Annotated in this window: 16 protein-coding genes; 9 read left to right on the forward strand and 7 right to left on the reverse strand. The window is 39.6% G+C overall.

The window, feature by feature from the left end:
• Positions 1 to 67 precede the first annotated feature (67 nt).
• Genes N0B29_RS08980 through tsaD form a run of 4 tightly spaced genes read left to right on the forward strand, consistent with a single transcriptional unit; the run spans position 68 to position 5,355 of the window.
• The gene (locus tag N0B29_RS08980) at positions 68 to 661 is read left to right on the forward strand and encodes an FmdE family protein (protein ID WP_263833385.1); all 594 of its coding nucleotides are present in this window, start codon (positions 68 to 70) and stop codon (positions 659 to 661) included.
• 23 nt (positions 662 to 684) lie between these two features.
• Positions 685 to 3,570 carry a bifunctional diguanylate cyclase/phosphodiesterase gene (locus N0B29_RS08985; protein ID WP_263833386.1) on the forward strand — a complete coding sequence of 962 codons (2,886 nt, stop codon included), beginning with the start codon at positions 685 to 687 and terminating at the stop codon, positions 3,568 to 3,570.
• Between the two features lie 32 nt (positions 3,571 to 3,602).
• The gene (locus N0B29_RS08990) at positions 3,603 to 4,349 is read left to right on the forward strand and encodes a M15 family metallopeptidase (protein WP_263833387.1); all 747 of its coding nucleotides are present in this window, start codon (positions 3,603 to 3,605) and stop codon (positions 4,347 to 4,349) included.
• A 4-nt stretch (positions 4,350 to 4,353) separates the two neighbouring features.
• Positions 4,354 to 5,355: a tRNA (adenosine(37)-N6)-threonylcarbamoyltransferase complex transferase subunit TsaD gene (gene tsaD / locus N0B29_RS08995; protein ID WP_263833616.1), complete on the forward strand. Its 1,002-nt coding sequence runs from the start codon at positions 4,354 to 4,356 to the stop codon at positions 5,353 to 5,355.
• 4 nt (positions 5,356 to 5,359) lie between these two features.
• On the opposite strand, the gene N0B29_RS09000 is transcribed toward tsaD, so the two are convergent.
• Genes N0B29_RS09000 through N0B29_RS09015 form a run of 4 tightly spaced genes read right to left on the reverse strand, consistent with a single transcriptional unit; the run spans position 5,360 to position 7,978 of the window.
• A complete protein-coding gene (locus N0B29_RS09000; protein WP_263833388.1) occupies positions 5,360 to 6,055 on the reverse strand; it encodes an SDR family NAD(P)-dependent oxidoreductase in 696 nt (231 codons plus the stop codon).
• A gap of 19 nt (positions 6,056 to 6,074) precedes the next feature.
• Positions 6,075 to 6,848, reverse strand: a complete 774-nt coding sequence (locus tag N0B29_RS09005) for a UDP-N-acetylmuramate dehydrogenase (RefSeq protein ID WP_263833389.1) — start codon at positions 6,846 to 6,848, stop codon at positions 6,075 to 6,077.
• Positions 6,849 to 7,115, reverse strand: coding sequence for a flagellar biosynthesis protein FliQ (fliQ, locus tag N0B29_RS09010; RefSeq protein WP_263833390.1), 267 nt, complete (start codon positions 7,113 to 7,115; stop codon positions 6,849 to 6,851).
• Positions 7,115 to 7,978: a menaquinone biosynthesis family protein gene (locus N0B29_RS09015; protein WP_263833391.1), complete on the reverse strand. Its 864-nt coding sequence runs from the start codon at positions 7,976 to 7,978 to the stop codon at positions 7,115 to 7,117. The genes fliQ and N0B29_RS09015 overlap by 1 nt, the downstream gene beginning before the upstream one ends.
• Before the next feature lie 156 nt (positions 7,979 to 8,134).
• On the opposite strand from N0B29_RS09015, the gene recA reads away from it, so the two are divergent.
• Genes recA through N0B29_RS09035 form a run of 4 tightly spaced genes read left to right on the forward strand, consistent with a single transcriptional unit; the run spans position 8,135 to position 11,457 of the window.
• The gene (gene recA, locus N0B29_RS09020; protein ID WP_318526703.1) at positions 8,135 to 9,172 is read left to right on the forward strand and encodes a recombinase RecA; all 1,038 of its coding nucleotides are present in this window, start codon (positions 8,135 to 8,137) and stop codon (positions 9,170 to 9,172) included.
• Entirely contained in the window at positions 9,169 to 10,440 is a 1,272-nt protein-coding gene (gene eno, locus N0B29_RS09025; protein WP_263833393.1) for a phosphopyruvate hydratase, read from the forward strand. The genes recA and eno overlap by 4 nt, the downstream gene beginning before the upstream one ends.
• Complete coding sequence (locus tag N0B29_RS09030) at positions 10,437 to 10,709, forward strand: septum formation initiator (protein ID WP_263833394.1); 273 nt, start codon at positions 10,437 to 10,439, stop codon at positions 10,707 to 10,709. The genes eno and N0B29_RS09030 overlap by 4 nt, the downstream gene beginning before the upstream one ends.
• A gap of 16 nt (positions 10,710 to 10,725) precedes the next feature.
• Positions 10,726 to 11,457: an AMIN domain-containing protein gene (locus N0B29_RS09035; RefSeq protein ID WP_263833395.1), complete on the forward strand. Its 732-nt coding sequence runs from the start codon at positions 10,726 to 10,728 to the stop codon at positions 11,455 to 11,457.
• Positions 11,458 to 11,511: 54 nt separating this feature from the next.
• On the opposite strand, the gene N0B29_RS09040 is transcribed toward N0B29_RS09035, so the two are convergent.
• The 3 genes from N0B29_RS09040 to topA all read right to left on the reverse strand — a co-directional run bounded on the left by N0B29_RS09040 (position 11,512) and on the right by topA (position 15,912).
• A complete protein-coding gene (locus N0B29_RS09040; protein ID WP_263833396.1) occupies positions 11,512 to 12,795 on the reverse strand; it encodes a citrate synthase in 1,284 nt (427 codons plus the stop codon).
• Positions 12,796 to 12,935: 140 nt separating this feature from the next.
• Entirely contained in the window at positions 12,936 to 13,781 is an 846-nt protein-coding gene (locus N0B29_RS09045) for a biotin synthase (protein WP_263833397.1), read from the reverse strand.
• Between the two features lie 58 nt (positions 13,782 to 13,839).
• A complete protein-coding gene (gene topA / locus N0B29_RS09050; RefSeq protein ID WP_263833398.1) occupies positions 13,840 to 15,912 on the reverse strand; it encodes a type I DNA topoisomerase in 2,073 nt (690 codons plus the stop codon).
• 160 nt (positions 15,913 to 16,072) lie between these two features.
• Between topA and N0B29_RS09055 the strand changes: the two genes are divergently transcribed.
• Positions 16,073 to 18,499, forward strand: coding sequence for a flagellin N-terminal helical domain-containing protein (locus N0B29_RS09055; RefSeq protein WP_263833399.1), 2,427 nt, complete (start codon positions 16,073 to 16,075; stop codon positions 18,497 to 18,499).
• The last annotated feature ends 54 nt before the right edge of the window (positions 18,500 to 18,553 follow it).

The raw sequence follows: 18,553 nt of genomic DNA on the forward strand, positions 1-18,553 counted from the left end.
CAATTTAAATCAATGACATGCTTTTTAAATTGCGTTAAAATCATTGCATAAATATGAAGGAGTAAAAATGAAATATCCTACTTTTTTTGATACGACAGAGACCATCACGCTTTATGATCCACTTTCAAACGTTTTGGGTGCTTTTGAAAATGGAGAAATTACTTTTAGTTATCTAGATGTGGTTAAAAGTGCAGGGCACAGTTGTCCTACCATGGCAGGTGCGTATTTGATGATACGTGAAGGGTTGAAGGCACTTTATCCTCATTCTTTACCAGAGCGCGGTGCCATTAAAGTTTTTTTTAAAGAGACGCAAACAGAGGGAACAACCGGCGTTATTGCCAACGCTTTCTCTCTCATTACAGGTGCTACCGATACATGGGGATTTAAAGGTTTAAGCGGGAAATATGTGCGCAAAAATTTGATGGATTTTAGTGCAGATATACCTTTACATGTAAGAATACAACGCGTAGATACGGGGGTATTTGTTGATGTTGCTTACAACCCAAATAGCATCGAAATTGACCCAAAAATGCAACCTTTGATGCAAAAGCTGTTTACCGAAATGCTCAGTGAAGAAGAAAAAGAGATATTTAGGGCATTATGGCAAGCAAGGGTAGGCAAAATTTTAGAAAATTTTGATAAAGTTATAACCATAAAATAAACTCAATTTAGCTGGAGTGTGTATTGCTGAGCTTAAAAAAACAAAATATTACTAAGTGGATTGTTTTTTTGCCAGCATTTGCCATTTTGCTTACCTTTATCATCACCTTAGGTATTGTGATTACCGCAGAGCGCGCTGAGTATCAAAAATCGCTTGATAATACGCGCGCTGCCTACGTAAAACGCTCTAAAATTCAAGCGCAAGAGCGCATTGAGAAGCTTGTTGATTATATCAATGAAAATGAAAAATTTTTGATGAATGAAGCAAAAGATGAAATTAAAAATATCGTCAATCTTGCTTACCAAATTATCAATGATATTTATATTGAAAACCCAAACCTTCCCCGCGAACAGATACTCGCAAAGATAAAGAATAAACTACGCGATACCCGTTTTTTCAATGATTTAAGCGGGTACTATTTTATCTTTGATTTGCAAGGTACGTGCGTGATGCATGGCGTCAATAAAGAGATGGAAGGTCAAAATTTCATCAACTTTCAAGATGGCGTGGAAAAATCATTTATTCAAAATGCAATTGAACGTTTTAAAAATGAAGATGCGTTTGCATTGACATGGAGTTGGAAAAATCCAAAAGATGAGACTTTTCGCACAAAGATAGGCTATAACAGACGATATGAGCCTTTAAATATTTTTGTAGGCAGTGGTCGCTATGAAGATGAGATAAGGGCGCGTGTTAAAAAAGAGAGCCAAAAGCTTTTACTGAACACCAAGTATGGCGAGTATGGTTATATCTTTGCGTATGATTATGCAGGCAACACTATCTCTCATGGCGATACTTCCTTGATTGGGAAGAATAGACTTGACGTGGTTATAAATGGCCAGTATGTTATTCGGGACATTGTAGAAGGCGGCAAACGAAATCCCGAAGGCTTTTTTATGAGCTATGTCGCCTCATACCATCCAACAGCGCAAGACCGTTCTAAAATCTCCTTTATTCATGCCATTCCACAGTTTGAGTGGGTCATTGGTACGGGAGCTTATCTTTTTGAAGAGAACAATGCCCTTTTAGAGCAAGAGCAAATCCTTAAAGATAAGATGCAATCAACGATTATTAATATGCTCGCGGTATCTTTGATTATTATGCTCTTGGTGATGGGTATTATGTTTTTTATCTCAACAAAACTTCGCTCTGTTCTGTCGCGTTATGAGAACCATTTATTACTGAGCAACAAACAAATTCGTGAGCAAAAATTGGTCTTTGAGACGCTTTACCAAAAATCGGCAGATGGTATATGGTTGCTTAAAGATGGTGTTTTTGTTGATTGTAATGAAGCGATTGTCAAGATGTTTAAAGCGCAGGATAAACAAGCGCTGATTAATGTAACTTTGTCGGACCTTTCTCCTGAATTTCAACCTGATGATCAAAGCTCGTATGAAAAAGCTCTTTGGATGAATGCCCTAGCTTCGCAACAAGGCGTGCATAAATTTGAATGGCAAGCACGCGCATGTGATGGCACACTTTTTTGGATCAGTATTATGATGACCATGATCCGCATGGATAAAGGAATTATCCAACACTGTTCTGTTCGAGATATTACCATTCGTAAAGAGCTTGAGGAAGAGAATAAAAAACAGAAAAAGCTTTTGATTCATCAAATTGAACACGATACCCTCACAGGACTCCCCAATCGTAATCTTTTGCAAGACAGACTTACCCAATCGATTAAAAAAGCAAGCCGTGATCATAATGTCCTTGGTGTTATGTTTGTCGATGTCGATAAGTTTAAAAGTGTGAACGACTCTTTGGGACATGATGCAGGCGATATGCTTTTAAAAACCATTGCAACGCGTATGCGAAGCAGTGTGCGTGAAACAGATACGGTAGCGCGCTTAAGCGGAGATGAGTTTATTGTGCTTTTGGATGGTTGTAAAGATGTCAGTGATATTTTTATTGCGATTAAAAAATTGGTTGCAGCTTTTCAAGAGCCGTTCCATCTGGGTAATGAGAGTTTTAAAATTACGATGAGTATTGGTGTGAGCGTTTATCCTAATGATGGCGAAGTGGCGAGTAAATTGCTTAAAAATGCTGATATCGCAATGTATAAGGCCAAATCAAAAGGGCGCAATCGTTATGTCTTTTTTGACCAAGAGATGAACCAAGAGACGAATGAGCACCTTGAAGTTGAAAAGAGTCTGCATAAAGCGCTTGAAAATAATGAATTTGTCATTTTTTATCAACCACAAATCAATCTTCAAAGTGAACAAATTGTAGGCTTTGAAGCATTAATAAGGTGGAATCACCCTACACGTGGACTGACAGCACCTGGGTATTTTATCCACATCGCCGAAGAGAGCGAACTCATTGTTGAGATTGGTAGCTGGGTCATTAAAGAGGTAATGCGACAGATTAAAACATGGTATGACATGGGACTGAATCCTGGTAAAACCGCGATTAATATCGCAGGAAAACAGCTAGAGTCAGCCAATTTGGTTGCATTTATGATTCAAAATTTGCGAGAAAGTGGGTGCAAACCTGAATGGATTGAGATGGAGATAGTGGAGCGGTTTATCATGAAAGATACAACCAAATCCATTGCACTTCTCAAACGATTTAGAGAATTGGGCGTTGATATTTCGATTGACGATTTTGGTACCGGTCACTCTTCGCTCGCCTATCTCAAACAACTTCCGATTACCAAGCTTAAAATCGATCAAAGCTTTGTTCAGAATTTAGAAGAGAGTGGGGAAGATCGTGCGATTGCCCGTACCATCATTGAATTGGGTCGTGGTCTTGGGCTCAAAGTATTGGCAGAGGGTGTTGAAACCAAAGGACAAAAAGAGTTTATTTATACCAGCGGTTGTGAATTGATGCAAGGTTATCTCTTTAGTAAGCCTGTGCCGGCAGAAGATGCGGAACTCTTATTGAAAAATCAAGCACACATGCTATAATCATAACAGTAAAATGAGCAAATAGGGTAAACATGATACGAAGAGAATTTTTAGGATTGATGGGTGCTACGCTTTTAGGTAGCATTGCGCAAGCAGATGAGCTAAAACATCCCGATATTTGGCTTAAAGATGAGCAAAAAGTGGTGTTTGACGCTGTCATGAAAAAGCTTGGGATGGTTGAACGCATGGTTGGCTATGCTAAGTTTAATCTTATCTCTTTTGATGATACCCTTAAAATTGCTAGAAATTACTCTAAAATTGGTGCATTTACCCCTACTGAGATCGCTTATATCGAGGAAGTTTTTTACACAGATCCAGTTATTTATGGTTTTTATGGCAAACGTACCGTTGAACAATTGAGCTATGTTGTCAATGAAAAAGATGTTGTCAAAGTTGATGGCTCTGGGCACTATGTTTACAAAGAAACTTCGCAAGAACTTTTAAACCGTTTAATCAAAGATATTGGACCTACACTTATTTTAACCTCAGGTGTTCGCAGTGTTGTTAAACAACTCAGCCTTCACATGGAAAAAATTAAAAGCGAAAAAGGCAATATTACCATTGCTTCACGCTCTCTTGTTCCTCCTGCGTATTCTTACCACACTGTGGGTGATTTTGATGTGGGTAAAAAAGGCTGGGGTGCCCAAAACTTTACATCCAATTTTGCACGCACAGAAGAGTTTTGGAACCTACAAAAGCTCTCCTATATCTCTATGCGCTACACGATTGGTAATGGCGATGGTGTAAGATTTGAGCCATGGCACGTGAAGATCGTTTAGATTGATGATTTTAAGCATTGAAAGCAGTTGCGATGATAGCTCTATTGCTATTACGCGCATAAGCGATAAAAAACTTCTCTTCCATAAAAAAATTTCCCAAGATGCTGAACATGCGAAGTATGGTGGTGTCGTCCCCGAACTTGCTGCGCGCCTTCATGCGGTGACGCTTCCAAAAATACTTGAAGAGACAAAGCCCTATTTTACGCAACTTAAAGCGATTGCAGTGACAAATGAACCGGGGCTTTCCGTGACTCTTGTTGAGGGCGTGAGTATGGCAAAAGCGCTGAGTGTTGCGCTAAGTCTTCCTCTTCTTGGCATCAATCACCTCAAAGGTCACATTTGCTCTTTGTTTATTGAGGATGAGACACGCTTTCCGATGGATGTTTTACTCGTTTCTGGTGGGCATACCCAACTTTTACATGTAAAGAGTTTGAGTGAAATAAAGCTCCTTGCTACAACGATGGATGACAGCTTTGGTGAGAGTTTTGACAAAGTGGGCAAAATGCTAGGACTTCCTTATCCTGCGGGTGCTATCATCGAAAGCTATGCTAAAAGAGGCAATGCCAAACGGTTTGATTTTACGATTCCATTGCAAGGTACCTCTTCATCACTACTGGCATTTAGTTATTCGGGTCTTAAAAATCAAGTCAGACTCTGCATTGAAGCACAAGAAAATTTGGACGAGCAAACCCTTTGCGACATCTGTGCCTCGTTTCAGCGTGTAGCGGTTGCCCATCTGATGCAGAAGATCAAAAAAGCGTACAAAGAGAGAAAAGTAGAGCACTTTGGTGTTGTTGGAGGCGCAAGTGCAAATCTTTATTTACGAGGTGAACTTGAAGCCTTTTGCGCGTCTAAAAAAGCGAAACTTCACACCGCTAAAATGGAATTTTGCTCTGATAATGCCGCAATGATAGGTCGTTGTGCCGTTGAAGCATACGCCCAAAATGCCTTTATCAGTTTGGCTGATCTTAAAGTGCGTAGTTCTTCGAAAGATATTTTCTTCTAAAAACTTAACGTGGAAACGATCCGTTGTTGATGTCAATAACGGTACCATTTATGTACTCAGGTGACTCTGTAGAAAGCCAAACAATGGTTTTAGCAATCTCTTCAGGCTGTGCGAATCGTTTTGAAATGACGGATTTTAAAAAGGCTTCCTGACGCGCTTGGGGGATGGTGTTAAGCATATCCGTTGTAACGGGACTCGGCGCTACGGCATTGATGATGATTTTGCCTTCAAATATTTTTGAAAAGCTCTTCGTGGCATTGATCAGTCCTGCTTTAGTGATACCATACCAAATATCAGGATGCCCAATTTGCCCAGCAATAGAGGTATTGTTGACAATACGACCACCTTTCTCAAGCATGGTTTTTGCCACCTCTTCAATGAGCTTCACGGGCGCTTCAAGATTGATTTTAAGCATGGTATTAATTTGATCATTTTTGTAGTTTTGGTAAGGAATTGCATACATAATGCCGGCATTGTTGATGAGAATATCAATCGCTGGAAGTGAGGCAATGAGTGCAGCAATCGCATCGACGTGTGCTAAATCAAATACAATGGTTTTAATTTTTGGGTGTGTTGATAGCTCAAAATTTTTAAAGTCTCGTGCAAGGATAATGACATCATAGTCTAATGCCAAAAAAGCTTTTGTGACTTCAAGACCTATACCTTTGTTTCCACCCGTGACTAAAGCTGTTTTTTGCATCTATTTTCCTTTTCGACCGTTACAAAATAATAATCTCTTCTTCAAGCTTTATGCCAAAGCGCTTTAATACTTCTTCTTTGACGGCCGTTATAAGTGTGATGGCTTCCTCGTACGTGCCACCTCCAAGATTGACTAAGAAGTTGGCATGGACATTGCTAAACATCATATTGCCAACACGTTTACCTTTAAATCCTGCCTCTTCGATAAGCTTTCCAGCATAGTGTCCCTCAGGGTTTTTAAAACAGCTTCCCGCACTTGGCTCTTTGGGTTGATTGTCACGCATTTTTTTAAACATGGCAAGCAGATTTTCATCAAAACCTTTTTTACATGTAAAGGTTGCTTCGTAAACGACACCTTCAATTTTAGCGAAGCGGTAGCCATGTTCTATGTGCGATTTTTCGCTCCATCCATGTTCTGTTCGAATAGCGATGAGGTCATTGAAAATTTCCCACTCTTTCAGTCCTGCATTCATAGCCACCATGCCACCCAGCTTTCCGGGGAGTTTTTGCATCAGCTCAAAGCCAGCAAGATCATGTTTTTTAGCAAAAGTGAGGATTTTTCCACTCGGCGTTGCGCCTCCTACATGTAAAACATTTTCTGCAAGATGAATAAAATCAAACGACTTATCAAGCATCGCAAGTGGAGGAGGGGTTGGACTGATCAAAAGGTTGTTTGCTCCGCCAATGAGCTTATAGCCTTTAGGAAGTGGCGTAGTGGAATCAAGCAATAAAACATCCAGCGTTGGGCCAATTTTGATACTGGAAAAGGTCGAAAAATTAATCGATTTTGTCATTTAAAAAACAAATGAAGGAATCAGCTCAATCATGCGGGTGGTAAACTCGATCATCATGTTCATCATCCAAGGCATTGTAAAGATAGCAACAACGATGGTAATAAGAATTTTTGGAACAAAGCTGAGGGTTGATTCATTGATCTGGGTAACGGCTTGGAAAACACTAATCGCCAGACCCGCGATGAGTCCTGCCATAAGCATCGGCATGGAGAGCAAGAGTGCTATTTTAAAGGTTTCAACGCCTAACCCAATCAGTTTGGCTTCCATTAACTGTTCCTCAATGCTGCATACTCTTTGGGAATGAGAAAGTCACAGGCTTTGATTTGCTGATCGTAAAAACCGTGTTTATAGCCGATTTCAAAGAGCTTATCAATCGCTTGGTACTGCACGTCATTCATCTCGATAGAGTGTTCATTGGCGTAAAGTCCAAGATACTTTTTGAGGGTTGCTTGATCGACTCGAACGAGATTGCGCTCCAAAAGCATTTTGGAAAGAAGCCCTTGGTGGGTATGGGCGACATCAACCGCTTGAATGAGGGCATCTTCACAAGCAATGGCACGCAAAATCGGCATAGAACGACGAAGTGCCATACCGCCAAGGGGTAAAGGAAGTTCTTCTTTGCAAAGCTCTCTCCAAATATCCCATATTTCTCGCTCAACCACAAGTTCATCACTAAAATTTAGAATACTTTCATGAATCAAAACACCCGCGTCCACTTCGCCATCCAACACGGCTTGTTCAATCTCTAAAAAGTTTTTATAGATAATGCGAGCCTCTGGGTAAGCGATTTTAAAAAGCAGCGCATTAGTTGTGTGGGTGCCACTAAGAGCGACTTTAAAATTTTTTTTGAGTTTGGTCTCTTTTTTCTTCACAAGTTTGGGGCCATAACCCTCGCCAAAACTTACGGCTGTGCGTAAAAGAGCATATTCACTGCGAATTTTAGGGTAGAGGGCAAAGCTAATGGCAGTAATATCATAACTGTTTTTAAGTGCTTCAAGGTTTAGTGTTTCGATGTCTAGAGCAAGGTTCTCAAAACTAAGACCGTGTGTACTAACCCAGCCAAATTTGATGGCATAATACATAAAAATATCATCGGCATCAGGTGAATGCGCTACAGTAATGGTCTTCAAAAGTGTCCTTGAAAAAGTTTTAAATCATTTTAACATATTACATATTGAAATATTTTGAACTGCTTCCAAAGAAATCGTATAGAATTGCTTCAAAGGGCTTTTTCAAGCTCAAAATGGTAAAATAATAACACTATGAAATGAGGTAGTACAATGCAAATCGACGAAAATAAGAAAAAAGCACTTGAACTTGCGATCAAACAGATCGACAAAGCGTTTGGAAAAGGTGCACTGGTACGACTTGGCGATAAAGTGGTTGAACCCATTGCTTCGATCAGCACAGGCTCTATTGGGCTGGATCTTGCACTTGGAATCGGCGGTATCCCACAAGGGCGTATTATTGAAATTTATGGACCTGAGAGTTCAGGAAAGACGACATTGTCACTTCAAATCATTGCAGAAGCACAAGCGAAGGGAAGCATCTGTGCGTTTGTCGATGCAGAACACGCGCTTGATGTGAAATACGCGGGCAATCTCGGTGTTGACATCGAAAATCTTTTGGTTTCTCAGCCTGATTTTGGTGAACAAGCACTCGACATTGTTGAAACACTTGCACGCAGTGGTGCGGTTGATGTTATCGTTATTGACTCCGTAGCAGCACTTACTCCAAAAAGTGAAATTGAAGGCGATATGGGCGATTCGCACATGGGTGTTCAAGCAAGACTAATGAGTCAAGCACTTCGCAAGTTAACTGCAGTTGTACACAAAATGAATACGACGGTTATTTTTATCAACCAAATTCGTATGAAAATCGGTACAATGGGTTATGGCTCTCCTGAAACCACTACGGGTGGAAATGCACTGAAGTTTTACGCTTCCGTTCGTATTGATGTGCGAAAAATCGCGACACTTAAACAAGGTGAAGAGCAGATTGGTAACAGGGTTAAAGCAAAAGTCATTAAAAATAAAGTAGCACCTCCGTTTCGTCAAGCAGAGTTTGATATTATGTTCGGCGAAGGTATTTCTAAAGAGGGCGAAATGGTCGATTATGGTGTCAAGCTGGACATCATTGATAAAAGTGGCGCTTGGTTTAGCTATAACGAGACAAAACTGGGTCAAGGTCGAGAGAATGTGAAAGCATTTTTGAAAGAGAACAAAGAATTAGCGTTAGAAATTGAAGAAAAAATAAAACAAGCAATCAGCGGCAATGCAATGGTTATGACGTGTGGTGCCGATGAGATAAAGGAAGATGAATGATCTATATTGAAGATATTGCAGCAGACGAAGTACTCGATAGCCGGGGTAACCCAACCGTTCGCGCAAAAGTAACTTTAAGTGATGGCACAAGTGCTAGTGCTATCGTACCAAGTGGCGCAAGTACAGGCAAACGTGAAGCATTAGAGTTAAGAGATGCAGATAATCGTTATATGGGCAAAGGTGTACTCAAAGCATGTGAGAATGTTAATACTGAGATTTCAGATGAACTTATCGGGCTTAACCCCTTTAATCAAGCAGCCATTGATGAAGCAATGCGTAAACTGGATGGAACTGAAAACTATGGTCGTTTAGGTGCCAATGCAGTGCTTGGCGTTTCTATGGCCGTTGCACGCGCCTCTGCTCTTAGTCTTGGAATTCCTCTTTACCGCTACCTCGGTGGTGCCAATGCTATGACACTTCCAACACCAATGTTTAACATTATCAACGGTGGAAGTCATGCGAATAACAGTGTTGATTTTCAAGAATATATGATTATGCCACTTAACTTCGAGAATTTCTCTGAAGCATTACGATCATGCGTTGAAGTCTACCATCAGTTGAAAAAAATCATTGCAGCCATGGGTGAAAGTACAGCGCTTGGTGATGAGGGTGGCTTTGCTCCAAATCTCAAAGACAATGAAGAACCAATCAAAGTGATTATGCAAGCAATCGAAAAAGCGGGTTATAAACCAGGTGTTGACATTGCCATTGCTCTTGATGTTGCGAGTAGTGAGCTTGTCTGTGAGGGTGGTTATAAACTTGAATCAGAAAATCGAACACTGAACAGTGCAGAACTTGTTGCTTATTATGAGAACCTCTGCGCAAAATACCCTATTGTTTCTATTGAAGATGGCTTAAGTGAAGATGACTGGGCTGGCTGGAAACTTTTAACCGAGAAATTGGGCGGTAAAGTTCAGTTGGTAGGTGACGATCTTTTCGTAACGAATGAAAAAATTTTGGCTGAGGGTATTGCTAAAGGAATTGGCAACGCAATTTTAATTAAACCAAATCAAATTGGTACCGTTACAGAAACCATGAGAACGGTTCGTTTGGCGCAACGCAATAACTATAAATGCGTTATGAGTCATAGAAGTGGTGAAAGTGAAGATGCCTTTATTGCTGATTTTGCCGTAGCACTTAATACAGGCGAAATCAAAACAGGTGCAACTGCCAGAGGCGAGCGAACGGCTAAATACAATCGCTTACTAGAGATCGAAAAAGAGCTCGAATTTGGTGAGTACATAGGAAAACAACTCTTTACTAAATGAGTGAAGTTTTAGACGAATTTGAAGATGAAAGTGAAGAGAGTGGGCAATCTGCTCTCTTTTATCTCAAAATTTTATCGTTAATTGTACTGGTAGTTGGATTTGGCTTATATATAGGCGATGTTTTATTTGGAAAAAGTTCACTCGATGTACTTTTAAACCTCCAAGCAGATAAAGACACATTAACTGCAAAAATCAAAAGTCTCAAAGACGAGAATGCTGTGTTACAAAAAGAGTATTTTGAGTTACGACAATTGGATCCCGATAGATAAATTAAGAGGAGAACAGATGCAGAAAATTCTTGGGCTTTTTCTATCTCTTGCCGTAATGAGCGTAGCGAGAGAAAATCCTTTTGAGACGAGCATGTCTCCTCAGAGTGTTGGTCAAACAACACAAATCAAAGATGAGAGAGCAGATTTTACCAGCACAACACTCTCCCTTCCTAGCAGTGCACGAATTTTAAAAAGTGCTTCGGTTACTTTTCAGAATTTAGATGGTTCTATCAGCGAAGAGATTGTAGCGATTGATAAAAATGTTGATTGGCATTTGCCACTTATTCTTAGTAGTCAGAAATTAGAAGCAAATGCTTCTACTCCTATTGCCCTTCCAGTGGCTATTCCTGAAGCAAAAAAAGTAGTTGAGAAAAAGCCTGCCGTTGTTGCTACCGCTCCTCTTAAAGAAGAAAAAGTTGTGAGTCAAACTCCCAATGCCAACGTTGAGGATAGTACCTTTAAATTAGCCGATGACCTCTCATTTTTTATTAACCAAAATGAGATCACTATTTTTACTAAAGAGAGTAAAATTCGTGATTTCTTAATAGTAGATCCTTATAAAGTTGTGGTTGATTTCAAAAAAGAGAGTACATATACAACTAAAACATTAGAATTTAAAAAAGCTCCTTTTGTCTCTGCCACATTAGGCACACATGATGGATTTTACCGTATAGCTATTTTGCTTGATGGTCATTATCGTTACGATATACAGCCATTTAATGGTGGATATATCGTTAAATTGAAGTAAAAAGAGAAGAGATGATTTACATGTAAGGAAAAATCCTTACATGTAATTGTCTCTTTAGTTGTATTTTGGTGTACGCTCTAACGGTCCAAGATAGTGTTGGCGAGGGCGTGCAATCTTCATATCAGGCTGTTCTTTTAGCTCAATCCATTGTGCGATCCAACCAGGTGTTCTTCCTATAACAAAAATAACAGCAAACATCTCTTTTGGAATTCTGAGTGCTTGAAGAATAAGACCTGAATAGAAGTCGATGTTTGGATAAAGTTTACGCTTAATAAAGTACTCATCATTAAGTGCAATTTCTTCAATACGATGTGCTACTGCCATCAATTCGGTATCGATAGCAAGCTCACTCACAAGTTGTTTTTGAAGATTTTTCAAAATCGTTGCGCGTGGGTCAAAGTTTTTATACACTCTGTGACCAAATCCCATCAGTCTAAATGGATCATTAGGATCTTTTGCTTTCGCGATAAATTTATCAACATTATCGACACTTCCAATGAGTTCAAGCTGACGAATGACTGACTCATTTGCGCCACCATGCGCGCGTCCCCAAAGGGCACCAATACCTGCACTGATAGCAGCATAAGGGTGTGCATGGGTTGAAGCAACGACACGAACGGCTGTAGTAGAGGCATTTTGTTCATGGTCTGCATGAAGAGTGAAAATAGTATCAAGAGCTTTGACTTCAATTGGTTTGAGGTCAATGTGATGATGAGGATAGCCTCTAATCATATATAAGAAGTTCTCCGTAAAACCTTTGTCCAAATCAGGATAAATAATTGGAAGACCTTGAGAATAACGGTATGAGAAGGCTGCAATGGTTGGAATTTTAGCAATAATGCGGTGCGCCATTTCCTTCGCTTGCTCAGGTGAATCCATATCAAGGTGATCAAAATAAAACGCTGAAAGTGCTGAAACTGCAGCTGATAAAATAGCCATTGGGTGCGCATTGTCAGGGAAAGCATCAAAAAGTTTACGCATACTCTCATGAATGAAAGAGCGTTTTTTAAGTTCTGTTAAGAAATTTTTATATTCATCTTTATTCGGAAGCTCTTTATGTAAAAGTAAAAAAGCAGTATCTAAAAATGATTTTTTGGTTGCTAAATAAGCAATATCATAACCACGGTACATCAATTTGCCGATGTCACCATCGATGTAAGTAATACGTGACCGACAGCTTGCAGTAGAAGTAAATCCACGATCTAACGTAAACATTCCAGTATTACCATAAAATGTCGAAATATCTACAACATCAGGTCCTAATGTTGATTTGAGAATCGGAAACTCATATTCTTTGCCCGTACGATTGTCGATAAGGGTAACTGACTCTTTACTCATACGCATCCTTTTTCAATAATAATTTATTATACCAAATTTTGTTTTGCACACATGATAAATTGTAAGCATTATTATATTAGAGAGAAGAATAGTATAAAAGTTAGTTTGAAAGTTTTAGGTAGGGCGTAGCAGCAAATCTGCTACGCGTGACAGCTTGTAGCGATTTCGTAGCCTAAGCGTTCGAGCATTTCGCGGTCTTTTTTAGGTAATTGACCTTTAGTTGTAAGATAATCACCAATAACGATAGCATCAGCACCTGCTTTGAAAATATCGCAGTTAGGGCTTGTAAAAGTCGTTTCACGTCCACCAGCTACCATCAGTCTAGTCTGTGGAAGGGCTGCTCTTACTTCCGTAATAATAGCAAGAGCTTCTTCTTCACTTAAGGGTGCAGCTTTGAGTGGAAGTGCGGGATTTTGAATGTAAAAATTAAGAGGCATTGTGTCTGGAGTTAGAGATTTTACACTTTCTATAAAAGATGTTCGCTCTTCTTTGCTCTCTCCAAGCCCAAAAATACCACCACTGCATAAAGAAAGTCCCGCTTCTTTCACATTAAGACAGGTTTGGTAGCGTGCTTCCCATGAATGAGTGGTACAGATTTTGTTATAAAAGCTTTGGGCACTCTCTAAATTGTGATTGTAAGAGTTGATGCCTGCCGCTTTAAGCGTTTTGAGTTGGTCAACACTCGCAATGCCATTACACGCAATCAAGTTAAACTCAGGAAGCTCTGAGCGTACTGCGCGTGCAGCTTCGCAAACAAAAGCTAGCTTTTTATCGTCCAGTCCTAAGCCTGAGGTTACAAGACAAAAACCAATAGCACCATTGTTGGCAGCATTTTTAGCTTCAAAAACGATTTGTTCAACAGGCTTATAACGATAGCGCTCAATATCAGCATGATGACGGGCACTTTGGGTACAGAATCCACAATCTTCGGCACAGCTTCCGCTAGAGATATTTGATATGGCACATAAAAAAATTGATTTTTTCATTAGATGAGTATTCCTTATGATCGGTATAATTTAGAAGAGAGAAATCAAGAGGAGCGTTTTAGGCTTCCTCTTTGTGTTTGCACTTGATGCATTCGTAGATCTCTTTTTTACGAAGTTCACGTTTTGCCATGATATAACCACATTCTGAACATTTTTTATCGGTTGGTTCGTGATTAGAGATAAATTTACATTTTGGATAGTTTCCACAACCAAAGAATTTTCCTCTGCGCGAGCTACGCTCTAAGATTGAACCGCCGCATTCTGGGCACGGAACAGCTAAGGTAATTTTCTCTTTGGGTGCGCTTTCGGTTACTTTTTTGAGATTTTGAGTGTATTTACATGTAGGGTAAGTACTGCATGCAATAAATTCACCAAAACGACCTTTGCGTCTAACAAGCTCTTTCCCACAGTCTGGGCACATTTCACCAGTAAAAACGACGACTTTTTGACTTTCAATATTCGTTTTGCCAGCACTAACTTGTTGCTCGAATGGCTCGTAAAAATTCCATAAGGTTGTTTGCCAATCTTCTTTATCTTCCGCAATTAAGTCCAGAGTTTCTTCCATCGTGGAGGTAAAAGAGGAGTCAACAATTTGAGGAAAGTGTTTTTCTAAAAGTTCGGTGACACTAAACGCTATTTCACTTGGGATAAGTTGCTTTTTTTCAATCGTGATGTAATCGCGTGCAGTTAATACCGAAATAGTTGGTGCATACGTTGATGGACGACCAATACCTAAACTTTCCAATTTTTTAATGAGACTAGCTTCTGAATAGCGTGATGGCGGTTCTGTAAAGTGTTGGTTTGCGTCAATTTTGGTTAGTTTTACCTCTTGACCAAGTGCTAGATCTGGTAAGAGTTTATCTTTGTCATTGTCGCCATAGACTTTATAAAAACCATCAAAAAGGAGTTTGCGACCGCTTGCTTTAAACTTACCGCTATTGCTTTCAAACATAAGCGTTTGGGATTCAAAACGCGCATTGTTCATTTGAGACGCTAAAAAGCGATTATAAATCAATGTATAGAGTTTAAGTTCATCCGGTTTGAGGAACTCTTTAGCAATATGGGGTGTAAACTCTAGTATGGTAGGGCGAATCGCTTCGTGCGCTTCTTGGGCACTTTTACTTTTATTGGCATAAAAACGTGGTTTTTCAGGCAGATAAGCATCGCCATAATGTTTTTTAATTTGATCACGTGCTGCTTCAATGGCCTCTTTTGAGATATTTAAAGAGTCTGTTCTCATATAGGTAATGACACCCATGACACCTTGATGTGTTTTCACACCTTCGTAAAGGGTTTGCGCGATCATCATTGTTTTTTTAGGAGAATAACCCAATGCACTTGAAGCACTTTGCTGAAGTGTTGACGTCATAAAAGCGGGGCTTGGAGAACTTTCTCTCTCTTTTTTCTCCAAAAGCGCTACTTTAAAAGCTTCCTTCAAAAGTTTATCTTTGATCGTATGCGCTCGCTCACTATTTGAGATCGTCATTTTTTCAATTTTTTCGCCTTCAAATTCTACCAAAGAGGCTTCAATGGTTTTATTAAAAAGTGCGTCGATACTCCAGAACTCCTCTTCTTTAAAGGCTCTTATCTCTTTTTCGCGATCAACGACAATTTTGAGCGTGGATGACTGAACGCGTCCTGCACTAAGCCCTTTTTGGATTTTTGACGAGAGCAGAGGTGAGAGTTTATAGCCTACAATACGGTCAAGCAAACGACGTGCTTGTTGGGCATTGATGCTGCTTACATCCAGAACTCGAGGGTTCTCAAGGGCATGCGTGATCGCATTTTTGGTAATTTCATGAAAAACGATACGCGGAAGCGATTGGGGATCTTTCCCAATGGCTGTAGCAATATGAAAACCAATAGCCTCACCTTCACGATCCTCATCGGTCGCGATATAGACTTGATCAGCATTTTTTGCTAAATCTTTGATTTCTTTGACTACGCTGGCATGATCTTTTGGGATGCGATACTCTGGTATAAAAGTTTGGTTATCTATTTTGATGCCAAAACTACTTTTTGGAAGATCACGTATATGTCCTTTTGAAGCGACAACAGTATAGTTTTTACCTAAAAAATTCTTAATCGTTTTTGCTTTAGTCGGGGATTCGACAATAATGAGATTTTTCAATTCTTTTCCATCTTTACATGTAAACATTTTTGAGTATTCTATCTAAAAAAAAATCTTTTTAAAAATAGTCTCTTGTGTTAAAGTTTTTTTAGAAGACTCCGATCTTGTTTTCATCAAAGGCAAGGATGCCTGCGAAATACAAAAGATAAAAGGATTTATCATGGGTTTCCGTATTAACACAAACGTTGCGTCACTTACTGCACAAACAAGTGCTGCAATCAACAACAGAAACTTGGACAATTCACTCTCTAAATTGTCCTCAGGTCTTCGTATCAACAAAGCAGCAGATGATGCTTCAGGTCTTGCAATTGCAAACTCTCTTCGTGCGCAAGCAAGTTCACTTGGTCAAGCTATCTCTAATGGTAACGATGCGATCGGTTTGATCCAGACTGCCGATGGTGCGCTTAGCGAGTACTCAAACATTCTTGATACTATCAAGACTAAATCTGTACAAGCAGCATCTGATGGTCAAAATGCTACTTCTCGTTTGGCAATTCAAAAAGACATCAACCGTCTACTTGAGAACTTGAACAATATTGCTAAAACAACATCGTTCAACGGTCAAAAACTACTTTCTGGTACATTTACCAATAAAGAGTTCCAAGTTGGTGCAAATGCAAATGAGACAATTAAAACTTCTATCGCTTCTGCTGAGACAAGCCAAATTGGTCAAACAAGCCGTACTACATTAAGTGTTGCACAGCTTGGAGAAAACAAATTAACACTAAAAAGTGCTCTTAGCGGTACTGAAATCGCTCTAGAGTCTGTTAATTTGCAAATGAACAATGATCCTGCTAATGGTATGGGTGCGCTTGCAGATATTATTAACAAACACAGTGCTGAAACAGGTATTACTGCAAAAGCAGTTGTTTCAACAACGACTAAATCTGCAATTGCTGCTGGAACAACAGGAACTGACTTTGCTATCAATGGTGTCAATATTGGTGCTATCAATGTTACAGCAAATGACAGCCAATCAACATTGTTAACTGCAATTAACAACAAAGCAACTGAGACAGGTGTTACTGCAACCAAAACAGCTGATGGTAAAATTACATTAGCAACAAGTGATGGTCGTGCTATCAGTGTTACAGGTGATGTTGCTGGCGTTATGGGCAGTTCTGCAGATGAGATGACTACAATTGGTCACCTTGAAGTTGTTCAAGCTGGTTCTTCAACATTCCAAATCACTGGTTCACCTATGGGTACAGCGGTTGGTGAAGATATGACTATAACTGGTACTATGACAGCAGTTCAAGATTCAACAATTGCTGTAGGAAGTACTATTATTTCTGACAGTGTACTTGCTGCTGGTAGCAAACTTGGTATGGCTATTACTGCAACTGTTGCAATGGAATCTGCATCATCAACTAAAGATGGTACATTAACCGTTGGTTCTGTTATTGGTTCAGGTGCTAAATTAGAGCACGGTACAACTCTTGGAACAACTATTACAACAAGAGCAACTACAACTCTTACTGCTGATATGCTTGTTAAAGCAGGTTCAACGCTTGGTGTTGGTACTGTATTTGATGCAGGTACTGTACTCCAACAAGACCTCTCTGTTTCTGGTGTTTCTTATAAAGCAGGAACAACATTAACTGTTGACGTAACATTGGCTACAGCAACTACCTTGTCAAAAGATATGATTATTACCATTGATAAACAAAACCAAAATGCTGCAATCGGTGCTTCTAGTACACTTGTAGCAGGTACTGTTCTTGGTGAAGATCTTGTAACAACTGGCTCTGCAACCGTTGCAACAGAGATGGTTGTTAAAGCAGGTACATCACTTGTATCAGGATCAACTATCGCTGCTGGTAGTATCATGGGTGATAACATTACTGTAAGTGGTGATAGAACTACAACAGAACAGACTGACCTAAAAGTGGGCTCAACTCTTGGTAGTGGATCAATTCTTAAAGAGAATTCAACTATTGGTGGTCAAATCCAACTTCGTGCAGCTGTTACACTTAACCAAGATACCGTTATCAAAGCAGGTTCCGTTCTTAATACTGGTACTGTTCTTAAAGCAGGTACTGTTATTAACCAAGATATGACAGATGCTCAAGTCGGTGGTGGTGCAGGTTCAGGATTAAAAGCAGGTACAGTTCTTGGAACTGATGTAACATTAACAGATCAAGTGTATGTAAGCAAAGATTTCAATATGATCAAAGGTACTTCTGGTACTAATGCATCTCTTGCAATTGGATCTAAACTTGCTGCAAATGGTGGCGGTCAAAATAGCGTCGAATTGGGAACAACAGAATTCTCAAATCTATCTAAAATTGATGTTACAACACTTGATGGCGCTATGAAAGCAATTGATACTGTAAGTGCTGCGATGACAAACCTTGATACTATTCGTTCAGATTTAGGTTCTGTTCAAAATCAAATCACTTCAACAATCAATAACATCTCTGTAACTCAAGTAAACGTTAAGAGTGCTGAGTCTGGTATTCGTGATGTTGACTTTGCTGCAGAATCAGCTAACTTTTCTAAATTTAACATTCTTGCTCAGTCAGGAAGTTATGCAATGAGTCAAGCTAACTCTGTTCAACAAAACGTACTTAAACTACTTCAGTAGTTTAAGTACAGTAGCGTAAGCTAAGGCTGCTTAACAGCCTTAGCTACGTAAAAG

This window comes from Sulfurospirillum oryzae (genome assembly GCF_025770725.1).
Lineage (GTDB): Bacteria > Campylobacterota > Campylobacteria > Campylobacterales > Sulfurospirillaceae > Sulfurospirillum > Sulfurospirillum oryzae.

Bases quoted from the DNA above. Each gene is read 5' to 3' on its own strand.
- N0B29_RS08980 (WP_263833385.1), top strand. From the start codon at position 68: ATGAAATATCCTACTTTTTTTGATACGACAGAGACCATCACGCTTTAT.
- N0B29_RS08990 (WP_263833387.1), top strand. From the start codon at position 3,603: ATGATACGAAGAGAATTTTTAGGATTGATGGGTGCTACGCTTTTAGGT.
- tsaD (WP_263833616.1), top strand. From the start codon at position 4,354: ATGATTTTAAGCATTGAAAGCAGTTGCGATGATAGCTCTATTGCTATT.
- N0B29_RS09000 (WP_263833388.1), bottom strand. From the start codon at position 6,055: ATGCAAAAAACAGCTTTAGTCACGGGTGGAAACAAAGGTATAGGTCTT.
- N0B29_RS09005 (WP_263833389.1), bottom strand. From the start codon at position 6,848: ATGACAAAATCGATTAATTTTTCGACCTTTTCCAGTATCAAAATTGGC.
- fliQ (WP_263833390.1), bottom strand. From the start codon at position 7,115: ATGGAAGCCAAACTGATTGGGTTAGGCGTTGAAACCTTTAAAATAGCA.
- eno (WP_263833393.1), top strand. From the start codon at position 9,169: ATGATCTATATTGAAGATATTGCAGCAGACGAAGTACTCGATAGCCGG.
- N0B29_RS09030 (WP_263833394.1), top strand. From the start codon at position 10,437: ATGAGTGAAGTTTTAGACGAATTTGAAGATGAAAGTGAAGAGAGTGGG.
- N0B29_RS09035 (WP_263833395.1), top strand. From the start codon at position 10,726: ATGCAGAAAATTCTTGGGCTTTTTCTATCTCTTGCCGTAATGAGCGTA.
- N0B29_RS09040 (WP_263833396.1), bottom strand. From the start codon at position 12,795: ATGAGTAAAGAGTCAGTTACCCTTATCGACAATCGTACGGGCAAAGAA.
- N0B29_RS09045 (WP_263833397.1), bottom strand. From the start codon at position 13,781: ATGAAAAAATCAATTTTTTTATGTGCCATATCAAATATCTCTAGCGGA.
- N0B29_RS09055 (WP_263833399.1), top strand. From the start codon at position 16,073: ATGGGTTTCCGTATTAACACAAACGTTGCGTCACTTACTGCACAAACA.